Here is a 15,291-nt window from a genome sequence, read left to right on the forward strand (position 1 = left end):
TCAACTTACCCCGCACAAACCGGTATCAATTTTGTGATTTCGGTCTACTATTGACTGGTTGTCTGCAGAACACTTAGCAAACAACCGGATTATTAAAGAAAAATGCAGGATTGCTCGTGAGGCTGTGTGCCCAATGCGGCGCGGGTTAACGAGTGGCAAAAAGCTTTTTGTGATGTCGGCAAGGGGTTAGGGTGTTATTCCACAGACAAAAAACCAACCTCGACGCGTTGGCCAGCCAAACGCCGAGGGATGAAGAAATTGATCGTATCCGGCAGCTGATCGATCAGGCGCTTCGACACGAGCTGTCAGAAGGTCTGTACCTGAAAGTGCTGCGCGATAATTTCGACCGGCTGCACAGCGCTGTGGCATTGATGGATCCCAACGGCGAGCCCAATACCAGCCCGGATTCTTTGTTGAAGTTCGTGGTGAGTTACATCCGCCACGTGCCCGATTTTATTGATGCCGTAAACAAGATAGGTGCTGCACACAATATACAGGCAGTGACCACACCCTTCCTGCGCATTGCACAGGACTTTTTCCTGAGCCCGCCTGAACTGGTGGACGGTCATTCAGGCGTTGCCGCGTTATTGGATGAGGCTTATCTGGCCCACCGCATGATCGAAGAGGTAAACGATCACATCCTGGCGCGCTTCGGCATTCCGCTGGCACCTATGGATATGACCAAAGCCAATTTGATCGTGCACAGTCTGATTGGCGAACCCTTTGCCAATGATCTCGACCATGCCGTGCAATACAGCGTAGAGATGTTGATGATGCGCGGTTCACTGCTCGATAAATACCTGGTGTCAGATGCGTTCCAACGGTTTGTCGGTATGCATCAACAAAATGGCTGGGAGAACGAGCTGATGGAATTTCCGTGTCTGGCCGGTGATCTGAGCGCGGAATTATTTTTTACCCGCGCCCAAGGCATGTCAAAACACCTGCACTGACCGTCGATTATTCCGGTGGGAACTTCAACACCTGAGTCGGTGCCGAAACATCCTCCTCTGCCTGATTGACCCGCGTATCCAATTCACGCACCACCGGCTTAAAGCGCATTTCATCCTTAAAACCGCAGTCCACACATTCCCGGTAATCCACATCGTCGATGCGGTACATCTGAATGCGATCCATCGCCGAGCACTTGGGGCAAATCGCACCGGCAATAAAACGTTTTTTTACACTCATGCAGCCCTCCGGATACCGCTGTGACGCAACAATGGCTCTACCGAAGGCGCCCGACCGCGGAATTGGGCAAATAAGTCAGCCGCGGGCAAAGCACCACCGTAGGCAAGAATCGTGTCGCGGAACCGGGCACCCGTTTCCGGATCAAACACACCGTCTTCTTCAAACAATGAAAACGCATCGGCAGACAACACTTCAGCCCACTTGTAGCTGTAGTAGCCGGCGGCATAGCCACCCGCAAAAATATGACTGAAACTGTTCTGGAACCGATTATTGGCCGGCGGCAACACCACCGCGACAGATTGGCGCACCTGATCCAATAACTGCTGAACCTGTGCGGTGCTGCCGGGCGCCGGTTGGCGGTGCAACTCAAAATCAAAAAGGGCAAATTCCAGCTGCCGCACCATGAACATACCGGCATTGAAATGTTTGGCCGCCAGCATTTTTTCCAGTAATTCATCGGGCAGGATTTCACCGGTTTGGTAATGCCCGGAGATCAATGGAATGACCGACTTTTCCCAACACCAGTTTTCCAGAAACTGGCTGGGTAATTCCACCGCATCCCAGGCCACGCCATTGATTCCCGACACCGCCGCTACATCCATTTTCGTCAGCATATGATGCAGGCCATGGCCAAATTCGTGAAATAAGGTGGTGACTTCATCAAAGGTGAGTAATGACGGCCTGTCTTTCAGGGGCGGGGTGAAATTACACGTGAGGTAAGCCACCGGTAGTTGGATGCCCTGACCGGTTTGACGGCGCACGCGGCATTCATCCATCCAGGCGCCGCCGCGCTTTTTGCTGCGGGCATACAGGTCCAGATAAAAATAGGCGCGGACTTCGTTATCGATACTGATGCTGTACACCTGAACATCCGGGTGCCAGACCTGTACCTGGGCTACCGGCGCCACATCAATGCCAAATAATTTTTTCACCACCGCGAACATACCGTCCACCACCCGCTGGGCCGGGAAGTAGGGTCGCAACATTTCCTGCGAGACAGCGTAATCGCGTTGCTTGAGTTTTTCCGACACATAACTGACGTCCCAAGGCTCCAGTGACGTCAAACCCAATTCGGTGCGGGCAAATTCTGACAGTGCGGCAAACTCCTGTTCGGCCACGGGCTTGGATTCGCGCGCCAGATCGTGCAAAAAATCCAACACCTGAGCAGGCGTGTCGGCCATTTTTTTTGCCAGGCTCAAGGCCGCATAATGCTCAAAACCCAACAGGCCTGCGAGCTCCTGACGCAAGGTCAGAATCTCGACAATCAACGGGCCATTATCGAGCGATGCATCGCCAAACTCTGACGCGCGCGTGCCATACGCGGTATACACCTGTTCGCGCAAGTCGCGCTGGTCGGCATAGGTCATCACCGCCAGATAGGACGGAAAATCCAACGTCACTACCCAGCCACTCAGCTGCTTTTGCTCAGCGGCTTGTGCCGCTTGTGCCAGCGCCGACTCAGGCAATCCGGCCAGGTCCTCGACCTTGTCGGTGTGGTAATGCCAGTTCTGGGTTGCATCCAATACGTGGTTGGAAAAAGTGTTCGCCAAACTGCTCAAACGTTCTTTAATCGCCTTGAAACGCGCACGTTGCTCAGTGGGCAAGTCGATACCCGCCAGGCGGAAATTGCGCAGCGCCAATTCCACACCTGAGCGCGCGGCCAAAGGCAGCTGCCCGAATGCGGGTGATGCCTGAATCGACTGGTACAAGGCAAACAAACCTTCGTGTTGGCCCATATCGGTGCTGTAATCAGTCAGTTGTTGCAGACAATTTTCATACACAGCGCGGAGCTCATCGGAATTGCACACGCTGTTGAGATGGCTGACCGGTGACCACAGACGATTGAGTTTGTCCCCGATGGCTTCCAGCGCGCGTAAGCAGGCCATGGGCTCGGCCGGCGGCGACGCCACCAGTGCGTCAACGGCGGCACGGTTTTCTGCGATCTGGTGGCTCACCGCATCGGCCGCTTGGGCCGGGGTAAATTCGCCGAATGGGGGAAAGAAATCATCCCGCATCAAAGGGTTACTGGCTTGAGTCATAGGTTACCGCTGGTAGTTCGGGTCAGTTAAAATGGGATTTTAACCCAACCAAGGTACGCACATGCAGTCTGTCCGGCGCTTTAACAGTCACACGCCCACTTTGGGCGCAAAGGTTTTCGTTGATCCCACCGCCGTGGTCACCGGCGATGTTCACCTGGGCGACGACAGCTCGGTGTGGCCCATGGCGGTAATCCGCGGCGATATGCATCGCATCCGCATCGGCGCCCGCACCAGCGTGCAGGATGGCGCGGTACTGCACATCACCCACGCAGGGCCTTTCAACGCCGACGGCTGGCCATTGATCATTGGCGATGAAGTGACCATCGGTCATGGCGCCATGCTGCATGGCTGTACCCTGGGCAATCGCATCCTGGTGGGCATTGGCGCCACCATTCTCGACGGTGCGGTGGTGGAAGATGAGGTGGTGATAGGCGCCGGCACGCTGGTGCCGCCGGGCAAGCGACTGGAATCCGGCTTTATGTATATGGGGTCACCCGCCCGACAAGCGCGTCCTCTATCTGAAAAAGAACGGCAATTCTTCAGTTACAGCGCGTCCAATTACGTGAAACTGAAAGACCAGCACAGAGCCGAACTGGGGCAGGACTAACTGGCTGCTAAACAGCCTTTAATTCCGCCCGCAGTGCGCTCAGCACGGGCCTGACATCCGGCCGTACACCGCGCCAGACGAAGAAGGCTTCCGCCGCCTGCCCCACCAGCATGCCCAGACCATCGGCCCGTATCCGGGCCCCCTGGCCTTCGGCCCAACGCAGGAAGGGCGTGGGTTCGGCGCCATAGGTCATGTCGTAAACCCGGGTCTGTTCACCAATGAAACCGTCCGGCAGCGCGGGCATTTCGCCGTTCAAGCCTGCCGACGTGGCATTGATCACCAGATCGTAAGGGCAATTCAAGGCCTCAAATGGCAGGCAGTCAATCCGGCCCTTGTGAGCGAACAGCTGGGCCAGGTCTTCGGCTTTGCTGAGCGTGCGATTGGCGATGGTCAGACTTGCAGGCGCAGCCTCCAGCAGTGGCCCGAGTACGCCGCGCACAGCACCACCGGCACCCAGAATCAGCAAACTCTGGCCCGCCACCGGCCAGCCCAGATTGTCGGTAATATCACTGACAAGGCCATATCCGTCGGTATTGTCGCCTAACAGGCTGCCATCTGGCAGCTTTTTCAAGGTATTCACCGCACCGGCCAAGCGGGCGCGTTCGGTCAACTGGTGGGCAAAGGCGTAAGCGTCCAGCTTGTAAGGCGCGGTTACATTCATGCCCCGGCCCTGCTCAAAGAACACCGCCGCATGGGCGGCAAAGCCTTCGGGTTCCGGCCGATGCCGGTCATAGTGAATCGCCTCACCGGTCTGGGCTGCGAAGGCCGCGTGAATCCAGGGTGATTTGGATTGGGCGATGGGGTTACCCACCACTTGATAGCGGTCGGTCACACCCAGTCCCTCGGCTTCAGGAAATGCTCGGTCAACTCGGCCTCCGGCGTTCCCGGCTCGGGTTGATAGTTGTATTCCCAGCGCACCAGCGGCGGTAAAGACATCAGAATGGACTCGGTGCGCCCGCCCGATTGCAGACCGAACAGGGTGCCGCGATCGAACACCAGATTGAATTCCACGTAGCGGCCCCGGCGATACAGTTGGAACTGCCGCTGGCGTTCGCTGTAGCTGCGGTTTTTCCAACGCTCCACGATCGGCAGGTAGGCCGGCAGGTAGCTGTCACCTACCGAGCGCATCAGGGCGAAGCTTTGCTCGAAGCCGGGCGCGTTGTAATCGTCAAAGAACAAGCCACCCACACCCCGGTGTTCATCCCGGTGTTTCAGATAAAAGTAGTCATCACACCATTGTTTGAAGCGTGGATAGACGTCGTCGCCGAAAGGTTCACAGGCGGCCTTGGCGGTCTGGTGCCAATGCACACAGTCTTCTTCGTTGGCGTAATAGGGCGTCAGATCATAACCGCCACCAAACCACCACACCGGCGTCTGGCCTTCCGCTTCGGCAATAAAGAAGCGCACATTGGCGTGGCTGGTGGGGACATAAGGATTGTGCGGATGGATCACCAGCGACACACCCATGGCTTCGAACGAACGGCCGGCCAGCTCGGGCCTTGCCGCGGTCGCCGACGGGGGCAATTTATCGCCAAATACGTGGGAGAAGTTCACGCCGGCCTTTTCAAACAAGCGGCCCTCGGCCAGGACACGAGAACGACCGCCACCGCCCTCTTCGCGGGTCCAGCTGTCTTCCTGGAATTCGGTGCCATCCAGATCAGACAAGCCTTTGCAAATCTTGTCCTGCAGCTCGAGCAGGTAGGCTTTAACAGCCGTTTTGTCTACGTTTTGCATCGCTGTCTGCTCCTCAGGGTCGGATTTCTGCGCCGGTTTCCAGGTCCCGGATGCGGCTGGCCTTACCCGGTGTCTGCACCTCGCCGGGCGCCAGCGCATCGAGGCTGGCACCGAAGTAAGCTCTCACTTCCTGCTCGTTTACTGCCGCCGGTGCCCCCTGGGGGTTGGCCGAGGTAGACACCAGGGCCGAGCCGCACAGCTCACACAACGCCTGCACAACCGGGTGCGCACTGACCCGGATCGCCACCTTGTCGTGGATCCCGGTCACCAATACCGGCACCTTGCCCTGGTGGGGCACCAACCAGGTATTGGGGCCCGGCCAACTCTCCCGCAACTGCGCCATTTCGCGGCTGCTCAGGGTATCCAACCAGGGACTCACCTGATTGAGGTTTGCCGCCACCAGAATCAGGCCCTTCTCGGGCGAGCGGCCCTTCATGTCCAGAATGCGATTGACCGCTTGGGTATCCTCGGGCAGGCAGCCCAGGCCCCAGACGCCTTCGGTGGGGTAAGCCACAACGCCGCCGGCTTTTATGGCCTCGGCGGCTGCGATCAATTGGGGGTCCTGTAACCAGGGATTGGACATGGGATCTATTCCGGTCGCTCAAAACGGCGGCCATTGTCACACCTCGGCCAGCCCGCTTCAATGCGCTATCACAGAGTGCGTTCGTAGCCTGCGTCCGAACTCCGCACCATCCCCTGCAATTCAAGCTGCAGCAGCTGACGTTGCAGTTCGCCCAAGGGCAGGCCGGATTGGGACAACAACTGTTCGAGACCGACCCGCTCCAGCCCGATCAACTGCAACAATTGCCGTGCGCTGCCATCGAGCCCGGCGGGGTCCTTCGGCGCCGGCCGCCGACTGGATGCGACACAGGGGCCGGCTAAGTGGGCAATTAGATGTGAAGGCTCACTTACCAGCTGCGCGCCGTCCCGGATCAGGCTGTTGCAGCCTTCGGCCAGCGGGTTCAGGGGCGAGCCGGGAATCGCATAGACATCCCTGCCCTGTTCTGCCGCCAGCCGCGCGGTAATGAGAGAACCGCTTTTTTGCGCCGCTTCCACCACCAGCGTGGCCTCTGCCAACCCCGAAATGATCCGGTTCCGGCGCGGGAAGTGTCCGGTTTGCGCCTGCACGCCCAGACAGAACTCCGATACCAACACCCCTTGCTCAGCGACTCTCTCAGCCAACGCGAGGTGCCGGCTCGGGTAAATGTTGTCGAGCCCGCCAGCCAGCACCGCGATGGTTTTGCCCCCCGCATCCAGGCAGGCGGCATGCGCCAGGCCATCGATGCCGAGCGCCAGACCGCTGGTAATGACCCAGCCGGCGCGGGCCAGATCGCCCGCGAACCATTGCGCCAGCCTGGCGCCGGACGCGCTGGGCTTGCGACTGCCCACGATCGCCAGCTGTTTGTGGTTGAGCACGCCGGGATCACCCATGCCATGCAGTAACAAGGGGCCATTCGCTTCACGCAGCAGTGATGGGTATTCGGGATCGAGTCGGGTCAACAGGTGATTGCGCGGATGGTCGGCCAACCAGCGCGCCAACCGGTCGAGCCGGGTTTGCAGCCAGTTGCCCGGTCGCTGGTTGCGCCAGTCGCGCCATAACTGAAATCCGTTTTCGCCCAGCCATTGGCGCAACAGGCTGTCCGGCCAATGCAGCATGGCGAGCGGCGGTTCGCCGGTTTCGGCCAATTGATACCACTTGCGGGGCCCGATGCCGGGCAGGTGATGGAGCGCAATCAACAGCTCCCTGTCGGTGATAGGCATGGTTCTTCCCTGAACGCTGGTTGTTCAGGCAAGAGTACATCAAGGCGCGGCAAAAACAAAAAAGCCGGCGATTCGCCGGCTTTTATAGGAGGTTCCCTGCAATCAGGGATTCAGTACCTTGTCGTTGATTGCCAACGGACGGGTGGCATCCAACACAATGGCAAAACTCATTTTTTCAAACACGCGGAACACCATCAGCAGCCCCGCACGCTCGTCCGGCAGCTTCACTGGACGGCCGGTAACGCGGTCCTTCACCACCTTGCCATCTTTATGAATGGCCAGTACATCCCCCGCCTGCAGGCTGTCGCGACCACCTTTGTTGATCGCTACCACGTTCATCCGGCCCACCTGAGTCACACCACCTTCAACGGTCATGATCACACCGTTGATGTCCTGCTCGGGTGCCTTCGGGTAAAAGGTGGATTCAACGGCGCGGTCGGCGTTGGGCAACAGGCGGTCTTCGATACGGATTTCCTGCGAGGTGCGGGTAATATCCATGGTGGCGATATCATCGTTGATGGCGGCCACTTTAACCGATCCGATATCCAACGCCTGATAGCCCAGGAATTCGCCGGTGACCGGGTCGCGGAAGCTCTTGCCTTTGCGGTAGATACCGTACACCGGTACGTTGGAATCGATCTGGCCACGGGCATAGAGGAAATCGCCGGCGCCGGTCACCAGGCGACCGTCTTCGCCAGCCAACACATAGGGTGCGTTGTTGTACTCATTGGGCATGACGATGCGGCTGCCGGTCAGGAAGCTGTTGATCACATCCAATGGAATCGCGGGAATTGCCGCGGCAACCGGCTCATAGCGGATTTTCGGCGACAGCTTTTCGGTACCCGGCGCCAGCTTCACGGTTTGCTGGCCACGCTCTACGTTCAGGCGGGGCTTGCCGTCCATGTATACCAGGGACACGATGTCGCCCGGGTAAATCAGGTGCGGGTTGTCGATCTGGGGGTTAACCTGCCAGATTTCCGGCCACATCCAGGGATTTTCTAAGAATTTACCGGAGATATCCCAGAGGGTATCGCCCTCGGTGACGCGGTAGCTATCCGGGCGATCGGAGCGGACCTGGACATCTTCTGCCCAGACACCGGCCGAAATCAGCAGGGAAGCCGCTAAACCCAACACGAGCTTTTTCATAGAAACCAATCCTGTTTCCTGCCCTGAGCACCAATGCAGGCCTCCGGGACTATTTAGGGGTTATAATAGCGCACCGTTCACCGATGGCTGCGTGCGTCTGCACTAAAAGCCTTGGGAGCAATGCCAGCCCTTGTCATACTTCGGCAACGGTTTGCGAACTGCGTCCCGGCTATCAGGCGCCCGCCAGGCGGTTATAATACGGGTAATTGCTGTCTGATCATAATGTTAGCAGCCAAAGTTGCCTTTTTACTAGAAGTTTGTCACACCCTTATATGAAACGAGAAATATTGGAATTTCCCGATCCGCGCTTGCGCACCAAGGCCAAACCCGTGGCTGAAGTAACCGACGCCGTGCGTGAACTGATCGATGACATGTTCGAAACCATGTACGACTGCCCCGGCATCGGCCTGGCTGCGACCCAGATCAACGTACACGAACAGATCATCGTGATCGACATCAGCGAAGAACAGAACCAGCCGATGGTGTTCATTAACCCGGAGATCGAGGTACTGGATCAGGAAACCGGCACCTACGATGAGGGTTGCCTGAGTGTGCCCGGTTTCTCGGAGACGGTCGAACGCCCCATCCATATCCGTGTGCGCGCACTAGACCGCGACGGCAAGGCGTTCGAAATACAGCCCGATGGCCTGCTCGCCACCTGTATCCAGCACGAGATAGACCACCTGAATGGCAAGTTGTTTGTGGACCACATCTCCACACTCAAACGCGACCGCATCCGCAAGAAACTCGAAAAGCAACACCGGCAGCGCGCCTGAGGAAACTCCCTATGAGCGCTCTGCGCCTGGTTTTTGCGGGTACGCCCGAATTTGCGGCCCACCACCTGCAAGCCCTGCTCGACAGCCATCACCAGGTTGTGGCGGTGTTCACCCAACCCGACCGGCCGGCCGGCCGGGGCAAGCAGTTGCAGGCCAGCCCGGTTAAACAGTTGGCCGAACAGCACGGACTGCCCGTGCACCAGCCAGAGAAACTGAAAGCCGCCGACGATCAGGCGCTGTTGGCCCAGTACCAGGCCGATGTGCTAGTGGTAGTGGCCTATGGCCTGCTACTGCCCAAAGCCGTGCTCGATCTGCCGCGGCTGGGGTGTATCAACGTGCATGCGTCTTTATTACCGCGCTGGCGCGGTGCGGCGCCGATCCAGCGCGCCATCGAAGCCGGTGACAGTGAAACCGGCGTCACCATCATGCAAATGGATGTGGGCCTGGATACCGGCGACATGCTGCACAAAACCCACTTACCCATAACCGCCGATGAAACCGGTGGCAGCCTGCACGACAAACTCTGGCAAGCCGGTTGCCCGGCCTTAGTCGCCACCCTCGACCAGATGTCCGAGGGAAAGCAGACGCCCGAGTCTCAGGACGATAATCTGGCGACCTACGCCCATAAACTCAGCAAGCAAGAAGCCCAACTCGATTGGACCCGCAGCGCGCAGGCCCTGGCCCTTCAGGTGCGCGCCTTCAATCCGTTTCCCGTGTGCTTCTCCGAACTCAATGGCGAACGCCTGCGGGTCTGGCAGGCGCAGGCAATTGCTATGAAGCACCAGGCCGTGCCCGGTACGTTACTGAATCATCCTGAGCATCCATTACTGGTGGCCTGCGCGGACGGCGCACTGGCCTTGACCCTGGTGCAGCTGGCCGGCAAAAAAGCCATGAGCGCCAATGACCTGATGCTGGGCTACCGGCAAAAGTTCCAGGCCGGGATGCAATTCGGGACGGTGAGTGAATAGTCGCGCACTGGCCGCCCGGGCCATCGCTGCGGTACTGGCGAAAGGTGAATCACTGTCCGCCAGTTTACCCCGGATTCTGGAACACACCCCCGAGCGCGATCAGGGGCTGGTGCAAGCCTTGTGTTATGGCACCCTGCGCTGGTTTCACCGCTACAACCCCCTGCTCAATCAGCTCTTGAGTGAGCCTTTAAAACCCAAAGACGCCGATGTCCAGGCCTTGCTGTTGCTCGGGTTTTACCAGCTGGATCAATTGCGCGTGCCGGATCACGCCGCCATCGATGCCACCGTGGATGCCTGCCGGCAACTGAAAAAGAACTGGGCCATCAAACTGGTCAATGGCGTATTGCGGCGCTATCAACGCGAGCAGGACACGCTGTTAAGCGCATTGGATGCACAGCCCAGCGCCCGCCATGCACACCCCAAATGGCTGATCAACGCTATCAGCCAGGCCTGGCCCGAGCAGGCCGAAGCAATTCTTGACGCCAACAACCAGCAACCGCCCATGACCCTGCGATTAGCATCGGGCGACCGGGCCGACTACATCGACACCCTGGCCCGGCAGAATGTTCAGGCTGTACCCGGTGCGGTGGCCGAGACCGCCGTGGAGCTTTTGCAGGCAGTCGATGTGCAACTGCTGCCCGGTTTCGCCAGCGGTCAGGTCAGTGTGCAGGACCAGGCCACCCAGCTGGCCGCCAGCCTGTTGCCGGTCAAACCCGGTGACCGAGTACTGGATTGCTGTGCCGCACCCGGTGGAAAAACCCTGCACCTGGCGCAATTACCTGCCAAACCGCAGGTGACGGCGATTGATATCGAACGCAAGCGGCTGCAACGGGTGCATGAAAATCTGAACCGCGCGGGGGTCAAAGCCAAGGTCCTCTGTGCCGATGCCGCCCGGCCGGATCAATGGTGGGACGGTAAACCGTTTAACCAGATACTGCTCGACGCGCCCTGTTCAGCTACCGGCGTCATCCGTCGTCATCCGGATATCAAACTACTGCGCAAGCCCGAGGATATTGCCCGCCTGGCCGCACTGCAGGCACAGATTATCGATGCGGTCTGGCCGCTACTGGCGCCCGGAGGCTACCTGCTGTACGCCACCTGTTCTATCATGCCGGCGGAAAACACCGATTTGACCCAGGCGTTTCTGGCGCGCACGCCCGACGCGCGTGAAGTGCCGATCAACGCCGGTTGGGGACTGGCACAGGCCACTGGTCGGCAATTGCTGCCCGGGCCCGAAAACACCGATGGTTTCTACTATTGTCTGCTCACCAAGCGGGCCTGAAGGAAGTGTAGGCTGTGAAAATTATTATTCTGGGTGCGGGGCAGGTGGGCGGCACACTCGCCATCAACCTCGCCAGTGAGTCCATCGATATCACCATTGTCGATACCAATGCAGCCCTGCTCGAGGATCTGCGCGATCGCATCGATATCGGTGTGGTCACCGGCTGTGCCTCACACCCGGACGTATTGATCAACGCCGGTATTGAAGACGCCGACATGCTGGTGGCGGTAACGAGCGATGACGAGATCAACATGATCGCCTGCCAGATCGCCCACAGTCTGTTTCACACGCCCACAAAAATCGCGCGGGTGCGCTCTCAGAGTTATCTGGCGCACGGCAATCTGTTTTGTAATGAAGTCATTCCCATCGACGTGCTGATCAGCCCCGAGCGGTTGGTGTCGGATTACATCTATCGATTGATTGAGCATCCCGGCGCATTACAGGTACTCGATTTTGCCGAAGGCCGGGTGCAATTGGTGGCGGTGCGCGCCTATTACGGCGGCCCGTTGGTGGGCCAGGAGTTGCGTTACCTGCGCCAGCATATGCCCAATATCGATACCCGTGTGGCGGCTATTTATCGGCGCGGTAAAGCCATCATGCCGGAAGGATCCACCGTAATCGAAGCGGACGATGAAGTATTTTTCATTGCCGCCAAAAACGATATCCGCGCAGTCATGAGTGAGTTGCGCCGGCTCGAAAGTTCTTATAAGCGCATGATCATTGCCGGCGGTGGCAACATTGGCGCGCGTCTGGCGGCGCAATTGGAAAAACACTATTCCGTCAAGATCATCGAATATTCAGAACAGCGTTGTCAGCAGTTGTCGGAAGAACTGGACGACACCATCGTGTTGTTCGGCAGTGCATCCGATCAGGATCTGTTGCTGGAAGAGAATATTGAAGATACCGATGTGTTTCTCGCGCTCACCAACGATGACGAAGCCAACATCATGTCGTCCATGCTGGCCAAACGGCTGGGCGCGCGCAAAGTGATGTGTCTGATCAACAATCCGGCCTACGTCGACCTTGTCCAGGGCGGCGAAATCGATATCGCCATCAGCCCACAAACCACCACCATTGGCAGCTTGCTGACCCACGTGCGCCGGGGTGACATGGTGAACGTGCACTCGCTGCGCCGGGGTGCCGCCGAAGCCATTGAAGTGATTGCGCACGGTGATGAAAAAACCTCGCGCGTAGTGGGCCGTGCCATCGAAGATGTGGACCTGCCGGAGGGCGCCAGCATCGGCGCCATCGTGCGCGAACACGACACCGGCAGTGAGGTCATTATTGCCCACGACGACGTGGTCATTAAATCCGGTGACCACGTCATCGTGTTTCTGGTCAATAAAAAATACACCCAGGACGTGGAGCGTTTGTTTCAGGTCGGCTTCTCCTTTTTCTGACGGTCGGGCATTTCCCTATGCACTTTTCAGTGATTTTCCGTGTCCTGGGTGTGCTGCTGATGATCTTCAGCCTGACACTGCTACCGCCCATTGGCATTTCACTCTGGTACGCCGACAGCCACCACTACGCATTCCTCGCCGCCTTCGGTATCACCTTTGCCACAGGCCTTGGCATGTGGCTGCCGGTTTATCGCGCCAAACACGACCTGCAAACCCGCGACGGGTTTCTGATTACCGCGCTGTTCTGGGTGGTGCTGGGCTTGTTCGGTTCTCTGCCGTTTGTAATCAGCGCCGAGCTGGACGCCAGTTTTACCGACGCCATGTTTGAATCCATGTCCGGACTCACCACTACCGGTGCAACGGTGTTTACCGGCCTGGATTTTTTACCCAAATCCATTTTGTATTACCGCCAGCAATTGCAATGGCTTGGCGGTATCGGAATTATCGTGATTGCCGTGGCGGTATTGCCCATGCTGGGAATCGGCGGCATGCAGTTGTATCGCGCCGAGACGCCTGGACCTGTCAAAGACAACAAGCTGACACCGCGCATTACCGAAACCGCCAAAGCACTGTTTATCATGTACCTTGGCATCACCTTCATTTGCGCGCTGGCCTATTATCTGGCGGGCATGTCCGAGTTTGATGCCATCGGGCACGCGTTCTCCACCGTCGCCATCGGCGGGTTCTCTACCCATGACGCCAGCATTGGTTATTTCAACAGCCCGTTGATTATGGGGATCTGCACTTTCTTTATGTTTTTCTCCGGGGTGAATTTTGCGCTGCATTATTTTGGCTGGCGCGAGCACAGCGTCAGCCATTATTTCAAAGATCCCGAATTCCGTTTTTACGGCAGCTGGGTACTGGTGGGAATGGCCATCACCATTTTGTATCTCTACTACACCGGTACTTATGGCTTTTTTGACAGTGTCATGCACGGCAGTTTTGAGTTTGTCTCGGTGCTGACTACTACGGGCTTCGGTACCGCCGACTTCAGTGCCTGGCCCACGTTTTTACCTTTTATGCTGATTTTATTTGCGTTCATGGGCGGCTGTGGCGGCTCGACCGCGGGCGGTATGAAAGTGATGCGGGTCATGCTGATTTGCAAACAGGGTTACCGCGAGATCAAACGCCTGATTCATCCCAGCGCTATCTTCCCCATTAAAGTCGGAAAAAAATCGGTACCCGATCGGGTGGTAGAAGCGGTATGGGGATTTTTCGCTGTGTTCATCATCAGTTTCATGGTGATGTTTTTATTGCTACTGGCCAGCGGGCTGGATTTCACCACCTCGTTTTCGGCAGTGGCCGCTTGTATCACCAACCTGGGCCCAGGCATGGGCGACGTAGCCGCGCACTACGGCAATATCAACGATTTCTCGAAGTGGATCCTGTGCTTTGCCATGCTGTTGGGACGACTGGAAGTGTTTACCTTGCTGGTATTGTTCAGCCCCATGTTCTGGCGCCGTTAATCAGCGCCGTTTGAACTGATAACGCCGCGGCTCGTCCGGATGCTGGCGCCGGCGGAAGCGTTTGTATTCCCACTGGTATTGCGCGGGCGCCATTGCCACCACGGATTCCACACTGTGGTTCAACGCCGCGAGCGACTCTGCTTCCTGGTCGCTGTAGATTGCAGCATCCGGCTCAGAAAACGTTAACCTGAGTTTGTCGCCATCGCGCAGGCAGGCGCCCATCAGCACCTGGCAGCCGGTACGCTGTATCAGATTGTGAACCAGCGTCATGGTGTAAGCCGGAATATCATAAAATGGCGCGAAAGCACCGCCCTGATCCGGAACCTGATCGGGCAATATGCCTGTGAAACCGCCGGCTTTAAGAGATTTAAACAGCCCCATGACACCGCGCTTGTCGGTGGGCAACAGGGTCGAACCATGTCGCTGCCGGCAATCCAACACCAACTCATTGACCGACTGGGCTAACACCGGCTGGTACAGAATAGTTATGGGTGCCAGTGACTGGAGATAAATACCCAGCAGCTCCCAATTGCCAATATGGGGCGCGAGAATCACCAAGCCCCGATCATCAGCCAACGCTTGTTTCAGCACAGGTTCGCCCTGTATCTCGTGTTGCAGCAGCGTCTGTAGCCGGGGCCAGTCCCAGGTCCAGACCTTGGCCAGTTCAAACGCCATGTAGGCGGTATGTTGCAGACTGTCGCGGGTCAGTTTATGACGCTCATCGGCGGACAAGGCCGGCATGCACAGCGCCAGATTCTCATCCGTCACACGGGCGGAACGGCTGCCGGACAACTGCATCCAACGGGCACTGACGCCTGCCACCCACCAACCCAAGGATCGGGGCAGAAACGACAGGCACTTCAGGCCGAAACGCAGGCTTTTGCCTTTATAGGTCAGCTGTGATTGTGACATGGAGCCGGTGTG

At 57.8% G+C, this 15,291-nt stretch carries 15 protein-coding genes; 7 read left to right on the forward strand and 8 right to left on the reverse strand.

Annotation, left to right across the window (positions count from 1 at the left end; all coding sequences use genetic code 11):
• Positions 1 to 191 precede the first annotated feature (191 nt).
• Positions 192 to 950 carry a hypothetical protein gene (locus M5M_RS12100; RefSeq protein WP_015047789.1) on the forward strand — a complete coding sequence of 253 codons (759 nt, stop codon included), beginning with the start codon at positions 192 to 194 and terminating at the stop codon, positions 948 to 950.
• A 7-nt stretch (positions 951 to 957) separates the two neighbouring features.
• Here M5M_RS12100 and M5M_RS12105 read toward each other — a convergent pair whose 3' ends face one another.
• Together M5M_RS12105 and M5M_RS12110 are read right to left on the reverse strand one after the other, a co-directional pair.
• Positions 958 to 1,188 carry a YheV family putative zinc ribbon protein gene (locus tag M5M_RS12105; RefSeq protein WP_015047790.1) on the reverse strand — a complete coding sequence of 77 codons (231 nt, stop codon included), beginning with the start codon at positions 1,186 to 1,188 and terminating at the stop codon, positions 958 to 960.
• Positions 1,185 to 3,227 (reverse strand): M3 family metallopeptidase, encoded by a 2,043-nt coding sequence (locus M5M_RS12110; protein WP_024330446.1) that lies wholly within the window; start codon positions 3,225 to 3,227, stop codon positions 1,185 to 1,187. Before M5M_RS12110 ends, M5M_RS12105 begins: the two co-directional genes overlap by 4 nt.
• A gap of 61 nt (positions 3,228 to 3,288) precedes the next feature.
• Here M5M_RS12110 and M5M_RS12115 point away from each other — a divergent pair, with 61 nt between their 5' ends.
• Complete coding sequence (locus M5M_RS12115; protein ID WP_015047792.1) at positions 3,289 to 3,834, forward strand: gamma carbonic anhydrase family protein; 546 nt, start codon at positions 3,289 to 3,291, stop codon at positions 3,832 to 3,834.
• 7 nt (positions 3,835 to 3,841) lie between these two features.
• On the opposite strand, the gene aroE is transcribed toward M5M_RS12115, so the two are convergent.
• The 5 genes from aroE to M5M_RS12140 all read right to left on the reverse strand — a co-directional run bounded on the left by aroE (position 3,842) and on the right by M5M_RS12140 (position 8,475).
• A complete protein-coding gene (aroE, locus tag M5M_RS12120; RefSeq protein ID WP_015047793.1) occupies positions 3,842 to 4,666 on the reverse strand; it encodes a shikimate dehydrogenase in 825 nt (274 codons plus the stop codon).
• On the reverse strand, positions 4,663 to 5,568 hold the full coding sequence (gene hemF / locus M5M_RS12125) for an oxygen-dependent coproporphyrinogen oxidase (protein ID WP_015047794.1): 906 nt from the start codon (positions 5,566 to 5,568) through the stop codon (positions 4,663 to 4,665). The genes aroE and hemF overlap by 4 nt, the downstream gene beginning before the upstream one ends.
• Positions 5,569 to 5,581: 13 nt before the next feature.
• Positions 5,582 to 6,151, reverse strand: coding sequence for an L-threonylcarbamoyladenylate synthase type 1 TsaC (tsaC, locus tag M5M_RS12130; RefSeq protein ID WP_015047795.1), 570 nt, complete (start codon positions 6,149 to 6,151; stop codon positions 5,582 to 5,584).
• A 68-nt stretch (positions 6,152 to 6,219) separates the two neighbouring features.
• Positions 6,220 to 7,329, reverse strand: a complete 1,110-nt coding sequence (gene dprA, locus M5M_RS12135; RefSeq protein ID WP_015047796.1) for a DNA-processing protein DprA — start codon at positions 7,327 to 7,329, stop codon at positions 6,220 to 6,222.
• Between the two features lie 102 nt (positions 7,330 to 7,431).
• Entirely contained in the window at positions 7,432 to 8,475 is a 1,044-nt protein-coding gene (locus M5M_RS12140) for a LysM peptidoglycan-binding domain-containing protein (protein ID WP_015047797.1), read from the reverse strand.
• A 272-nt stretch (positions 8,476 to 8,747) separates the two neighbouring features.
• Between M5M_RS12140 and def the strand changes: the two genes are divergently transcribed.
• Genes def through M5M_RS12165 form a run of 5 tightly spaced genes read left to right on the forward strand, consistent with a single transcriptional unit; the run spans position 8,748 to position 14,367 of the window.
• A complete protein-coding gene (def, locus tag M5M_RS12145; protein WP_015047798.1) occupies positions 8,748 to 9,251 on the forward strand; it encodes a peptide deformylase in 504 nt (167 codons plus the stop codon).
• Between the two features lie 11 nt (positions 9,252 to 9,262).
• The gene (fmt, locus tag M5M_RS12150; RefSeq protein WP_015047799.1) at positions 9,263 to 10,219 is read left to right on the forward strand and encodes a methionyl-tRNA formyltransferase; all 957 of its coding nucleotides are present in this window, start codon (positions 9,263 to 9,265) and stop codon (positions 10,217 to 10,219) included.
• Positions 10,212 to 11,501 carry a 16S rRNA (cytosine(967)-C(5))-methyltransferase RsmB gene (rsmB, locus tag M5M_RS12155; RefSeq protein ID WP_016389391.1) on the forward strand — a complete coding sequence of 430 codons (1,290 nt, stop codon included), beginning with the start codon at positions 10,212 to 10,214 and terminating at the stop codon, positions 11,499 to 11,501. Before fmt ends, rsmB begins: the two co-directional genes overlap by 8 nt.
• A 14-nt stretch (positions 11,502 to 11,515) precedes the next feature.
• Positions 11,516 to 12,901: a Trk system potassium transporter TrkA gene (gene trkA, locus M5M_RS12160; RefSeq protein ID WP_016389392.1), complete on the forward strand. Its 1,386-nt coding sequence runs from the start codon at positions 11,516 to 11,518 to the stop codon at positions 12,899 to 12,901.
• A 17-nt stretch (positions 12,902 to 12,918) separates the two neighbouring features.
• On the forward strand, positions 12,919 to 14,367 hold the full coding sequence (locus tag M5M_RS12165) for a TrkH family potassium uptake protein (RefSeq protein ID WP_015047802.1): 1,449 nt from the start codon (positions 12,919 to 12,921) through the stop codon (positions 14,365 to 14,367).
• On the opposite strand, the gene M5M_RS12170 is transcribed toward M5M_RS12165, so the two are convergent.
• Positions 14,368 to 15,279, reverse strand: coding sequence for a lysophospholipid acyltransferase family protein (locus tag M5M_RS12170; RefSeq protein ID WP_015047803.1), 912 nt, complete (start codon positions 15,277 to 15,279; stop codon positions 14,368 to 14,370). It lies immediately after the preceding gene.
• Positions 15,280 to 15,291 lie beyond the last annotated feature (12 nt).

Origin of the sequence: Simiduia agarivorans SA1 = DSM 21679, assembly GCF_000305785.2 — a bacterium.
GTDB classification, from domain to species: domain Bacteria; phylum Pseudomonadota; class Gammaproteobacteria; order Pseudomonadales; family Cellvibrionaceae; genus Simiduia; species Simiduia agarivorans.